The 6348-nt window shown below is 47.3% G+C and carries 2 protein-coding genes and 1 pseudogene; 2 read left to right on the plus strand and 1 reads right to left on the minus strand.

The window, feature by feature from the left end:
- Positions 1-10: 10 nt before the first annotated feature.
- Positions 11-4066, minus strand: a complete 4056-nt coding sequence (locus HV832_RS11250; protein ID WP_176803915.1) for a Pls/PosA family non-ribosomal peptide synthetase — start codon at positions 4064-4066, stop codon at positions 11-13.
- A gap of 753 nt (positions 4067-4819) precedes the next feature.
- Here HV832_RS11250 and HV832_RS11255 point away from each other — a divergent pair.
- Both HV832_RS11255 and HV832_RS17320 read left to right on the plus strand, forming a co-directional pair.
- Entirely contained in the window at positions 4820-6064 is a 1245-nt protein-coding gene (locus tag HV832_RS11255) for a carbohydrate porin (RefSeq protein WP_176803916.1), read from the plus strand.
- A gap of 118 nt (positions 6065-6182) precedes the next feature.
- A pseudogene (locus HV832_RS17320) lies at positions 6183-6348 on the plus strand (GNAT family N-acetyltransferase); the annotation flags it as partial.

Raw genomic sequence — 6348 nt, forward strand, 5'->3', positions numbered from 1 at the left:
TTTGTTCAAATCAGGTCAGGGACTGTGCATCTACCATCATTGCTGCGGGACAGCCGCGCCAGTTGGAGCCTGCAGGAATATATTCTCCCTTCATGACCAATGTTAATGCCCCCAGCGATGCATTGTCACCAACCACTGCGCCGTAGAGCACAGAACTGCGCGCTCCCATGTACACTCTTGAGCCAATATTGACACGGTCAATTTTCATGACCCTGTCTTCAAAGAGGTGCGTCTGAGGACAGGCTAAAGCATTAATTTCACTGTAATCGCCGATACTGACGCAATCAAACTCGGTAATATCGGTTGTGTCCATATAAACCCCGCGTCCTATACGACATCCCAGTAAATTAAATGCAACCGGTAACCAAGGTGTCCCGCGCAGATAACGCATAAAATTAGGAACAGCAATTCCTTCGTAGAGATTGGTAATTCCTTCGGAAAACCAGACAAAAGGAGTCCACATCGGCGCACTGACCTTCTGGTAACGAAAAATCAGCAGCCACTTGAGTATCAGGACAAAGGTGAAACTTCCAATTCCATAAAGTAATCCGGCTACAGACAGGTAGTACAGTACCTCGGTCCAGCGATCATCACCTGCGAGCGGCATCAGATCCAGCACGATGGTATAACCAACAGCGATCACCATGGCGTGTGGCGCAATAATACGGAAAGTTTCAACAAGGGTACGCCCAATTCTGCGGATCACGGATGGTGTAAATGTCAGGTTTTCCGGAAAGCCTTTGACTTCCTCCCTTGCAGGTAAGTGCATGGGGGGCGACCCCAGCCAGGTATCACCTGAGCGAATTTGCACATTGTCCGGCGCACAGGTATGTACACCGATCAGCACGTTTTCAGGCAAGATCGTTCCATCGGGAATGTAAGCGCCATTGCCAATAAAACTGCGCCGCGAAATGATCGTCGGATGCATGGTCATCCAGCCCCGGTCAATCTGTTCGTCCCCCAGTAAAACAGCATCCGCGATGAATGTCTCGTCACCTAATGTCAGCATGTCAGGAACCACACCCAGCGCCGTTGAAATTTCGGCACCCTTGCCAACTTTTGCTCCGAGTATCCGATACCAGAATGGCGCGTAGACGGTTGCATAGACTCCGTGAAGAACATTCAGACTGGCTTCCTGAATTTGGTTCACAAGCCATTTTCCATAATAGATTTTCCCATGTACTGCATAGAGTCCCGGTTTTAGTCTGGGCAGAATACTCCAGCGGATTGCTGCTGACAGCAATGCGGTGCAAACAATCAGTACGGCTGTTGCTGGGAACGCCAGTAAAAAATATTTACCTAACTGCATTGGTACGTTATTTGTTTGCATCCACGGAAAATTATCTGGATTATCAAACCAGTCAATCGTTACAAAACTGGGAAAGACAGGCATGAAAAAGAGGGCGTTGATAAATAATGAGCCTGCCGTAAAAAAACACAGTTCCCACATTGAACGCCATTGACTGAGTGGCGGCCGGGCAGGGGAAGCAGAAGGATCAAACGCTCCGCAATCTTTGGCGGGAGAGCCCTTCCAGACTCTCCCGGGCGGGATGATTTGTCCTTCTGCCAGCGCTGATTGTCCCTCGAGATGTGCTGCATTTTCCAGTTTAACGCCACCCTCTAAAACTGAGTATGAACCGACATACGCTTCGTTGCCAAGTTCAATGGTTCCTAACCATAATTCGTTATGCTGTACTCTCGCATTCTCAAAATTGGCAGCATTGCCAATGCTGCAGCCATCACCAATTCTCAATAAATCAGGTGCACGGAGTGAAATCGATCCGATCATCACATCTTTGCCGATATGCGCCCCTAATGCGCGCAGCCACCATGAATACAGGGAAGATCCGCTCAGCATATAAGCGGGTGCGGCCTCTACCATACGGTCTGACAGCCACCAGCGAAAATAAGTCATTCCCCATAACGGATAGCGTCCTGGTTTCAGGCGTCCTGCGATCAGCCATTTCCCGGCAATTGCAACTCCGAATTCGATCAGTGTCAGCATTAAAAAGACCCCGACGGACAGCATAATGGCGCGAGGAATAGAGTCTCCGGGATCGCCGGTAAAATAATGGTAAGCAAAAAATGGTGCCAGCCATTGAACCATGCGCATTGCCACCAGCCAGGGAATAACAACTGCCTGTGCAGTACCGCATAACCAGCGTTTCCAGTACGGTGCCGGCAGCCATGTTTGCGAATCGTTTCTCGTCTTGGTTGCATGAATATCGGCGGCAACTTCCAATGTTGCAGCAATTTGCCCAATGCTCCGCTGCGTATAAATATCTGCGATTTTAAAATAAGCAAAGCGCGCATCCTGCCTCAGAGTGGAAACTAGCCGCGCTGCCATTAACGAATGCCCGCCAAGATCAGCAAAGAAATCTGATTCCCTTCGAATCGCTTGTCCCGGAAAAAGCGTTTGAAGCGCCCGAAATAAATATGTTTCAGCTTCTGATTCCGGGGTATCTGATTCTCCGGCAATGGTGGTTGTACTCAGATCAAGCCGTTTCAGTACGTTCCGGTCTATTTTTCCAGAGGTTAGACGAGGCATTTCGTTGATCAATTCAAACCTGGCGGGCAACATATAGGGAGGTAAACAACTGCTCAGTTGTGTTCTTAACCCGGTGATAAACTCCGCTGCGCTCAAAACGTACTGAGTATCACGTACGATAAACGCAACGATCTGGTCGATATCCTGATCTTTACGCAATACGACAGCCACGGTTCTTAAGCCCGGTTGTTGTGCCAAAACCGATTCAATTTCACCCAACTCAACGCGAAAACCACGTATTTTGATCTGATCATCGGCCCGGCCAAGGCACTGAATTGTTCCATCCGGCTCAATGCAGGCCAGATCACCGGTTCTGTACAGGCGCTGTTCTTCCTTTTTATCTGACCAGGGATTAGGTAAAAATTTCTCACTTGTCAGGTCAGGCCTCCCCAGATAACCGATCGCAACACCGGGCCCCGTAATACATAACTCCCCGGTTTCCCCTTGCGGCAAGAGACGTAAGCCATTGTCGACATCCGTAGCGATCACCATTAATGCGTAATTGGGTAAAGGTTTGCCGATCGTAACGGTTTGCCCCGGAAGTAGGAGGGCAAGACTTGCCGACACTGTTCCTTCAGTCGGGCCGTAGGTGTTGAATATTTGTCGTCCGGCACGGCTCCATCGTGTCACAAGAGATTCAGGGCACATTTCCCCACCCAGATTAATCAGGCGCAGGCTGTCAATTTCTTGTGAGAACAAAGCAAGTAAAGTCGGTACAGCATGCAATACCGTGATCTGATTTTTTGCCAGTGCCAATGGCAATGCATCCGGATCGGCAGTAATTTCTTTTGGCGCGATCCATAATGTGGCGCCAACCAGATAGCTAATCCAGATTTCCTCGAAAGACATATCAAAAGCAACAGAAAATCCTTGGTAAACTTTGTCCGAAGAACATATCCCCAGTATGTCATTTTCGCTCCGCAGAAAATGACAAATACTTCCCTGGCTAACCAGAATACCTTTCGGTTTACCAGTGGAACCAGAGGTGTAAATCACGTAGGCGGGATCCGTTGGTGCGGTTGTGGCGCGTGATACTGAAGGCAGATTTTGCTGCGACTGAATATCCTCAATGGTCCAGATAGCGACGTCCATCACCGTCCGTCCAGCCATCATGGATTCGCTACTCAGCAGACCAAATGCCTTGGCGTCGTGCAAGCAGACATGAATACGATCAATTGGTGTATCTGCATCAAATGGCAACCAGGCTGCGCCGGATTTTACAATGGCTGCCTGCATGACCAGCAGTTCAGAGCCGCGTGGCAGCCATAAGCCAATAATATGCCCAGGGCGCACTCCGGCGTGTATCAACACCGACGCCGCATGGCTGGCCTGTGCTTCAAGTTCTGCATAAGTCAGTTTCTGCTCCTGGAAAATCAGAGCAATTTTTTCTGGGAACTGAAGTGCGGTATGTTCGAGAATATCTGCCAGGGTTTCGTGGCGAATCAGATCCGGACGATTGGAGCCATGTAAAATGGGAAGTTGATCGAAATCGAGCGGGGTGCTGCTGGACAGTGGCATAAAAAATCAGGGAATAGTGGATACGATGATGGATTGTTATCTCAAGTAGCGAGTATTGTTCAACACTAAAAATACTGGGTGACCATTAGTTTGATACATAGTCAGTTTACCATTTTGATAAATGAAAAATAAGAAGATATCTCAGAGATTTGTCATTGTTTTGTATAGATATCCGAATTCGCTGATTTGAGCGATGTCTATAAAAGTCAAAATAATTTTCTGACTTTATCTGGACGTGATCCGCTCTGGATTAAAATCTGCGGCCAGAATCTGACCGTTCTAAATTTATCAATAAAGATAACGCAATGCCGGGCTTGCTGCATGGCTGCTGTGTTCGGCTGTTCGCTGAGGCAGGTATTGAATCTGCGTATTGACGAGATTGTGGATATTTTCTGACCTGCAATAACGGCTCGATTGCTTTGGCTGTCAATAAATGTATGACCTCTTTCGCAGCATCATTGATATTGTTCGTTGCAATTGTCGTTCCAACATCAATATTTTCATTCGAAACGGAAACCTTACGTTCATTTTGACGACACATTTGCTGTGTAAAACGGAATGTCGGGTGGATATATTTTTGCCGAATTATTTCTGTTTTCCAGTGAGTATCTGGAAAAATAAGTTATTAAAGGAATTAATATGCTAGTAAGAAAAAAATTTCCGATTGTTTTGTTATTTGCATTCTGTGCAGGAATAAATCTGCCTGCCGGCGCGGAAGAAATCCCTCGGGCGGAGGAAAGCGGAACGAATGCAATGAACACGGCAAAGGATTGGGGAATCTATACCCAACTCACTTATGTGAATCAATGGCACAACAGTTTCCGGGCACCTTATGCTGCCGATAACAGTATGGATGCAGCCAGCAGAAACAATCAGACAGCAGACATTACATTAATGATCGGCCGCCGTATTGGACGCCAGGGGGAAATCTGGCTGAATCCTGAAATCGATCAGGGATTCGGACTCAGTAATACCTTGGGAATGGCGGGCTTTCCGAGTGGAGAGGCTTATAAAATCGGACAAAACAGGCCGTACCCCCGGTTACCGCGAGCATTTTTCCGCCAGACTGTAAATTTAAATGGTGAAAACGAGCAGGTCGAGGCAGCCGTTAATCAATTATCCTCGTCCAGGATGGCGAATAATCTGATTTTCACAGCCGGCCATTTTTCAGTGACCGATATTTTTGACAATAATACTTATGCACACGACCCTCGTTCTGATTTTCTGAACTGGTCAATTATCGATGCTGGCAGTTTTGACTATGCGGCAGATGCGTGGGGTTTTACCAATGGCATGGCGATTGAATGGAATCAAGGCAGCTGGACATGGCGCGGTGGATTATTTCAGATGTCGGAAGTGCCCAATGCCAAAGTGACCGGTCTGCATTTGCAGCACAGAAGCATGGTTTCTGAAATTGAAAAACGCTACGTATTGAACGGGCATCCCGGAAAATTCAAATTATTGGCTTTTGTTAACCGGGCGATGATGGGCTCTTATCAGGATGCGGTGGCACTGGGGCAGCAAACAAGCGCAGCACCGGATACGGCACTGGTACGTAAAATGGATACCAATAAAGGGATTGCACTTAATTTTGAGCAGGAATTATTTGCTGATGCAGGTATTTTCCTCCGGGGCAGCAGCAACAGTGGTCATACAGAAGCCTACGAATTTACTGATATGAGCAGAAGTATTTCGGGGGGCGTCTTGGTGCAGGGCAATCGTTGGGGGCGTAGCGACGATAAAATGGGAATTGGTTTTGCGCACAACATGCTGTCATCAGATGCAAAAGCTTATTTTGCCGCCGGAGGTATGGGCATTTTGATAGGCGATGGGAAAATGAACTATGGCGCAGAGTCGATACTGGAATGGTTTTACTCCTTTCAGTTAAACAAAAACTGGAAGTTATCACTGGATTATCAGCATGCCGTAAATCCGGCGTATAACAAAGATCGTGGTCCCATTACATTTTATGGACTGCGTCTGCACGCAGAAATGTAAATTCACGGCAGAAACAGAAGGCGCTCTTATTTCCTGGGTGTTTCTGTAAATCAGATACAGGGCAGGGAAACTTCTCTCTGAATCCTGGGTTTATCTTAATTCCATCTTGCTTCATTTTATGAATAATTTACTGACAATCCGAACTGTACAGCCAACTGATTATGAAGGTTGGCGCCCTCTTTGGGATGGCTATAACGCCTTTTATGGCCGTCAGGGCGATACTGCATTACCGGAAGAAATTACACTCACAACATGGTTAAGTTTGCCCATCCCCCAAAAATGTA

The organism is Cognatundibacterium oligocarboniphilum (genome assembly GCF_013377855.1).
GTDB lineage: Bacteria > Pseudomonadota > Gammaproteobacteria > Burkholderiales > Burkholderiaceae_D > Undibacterium > Undibacterium oligocarboniphilum.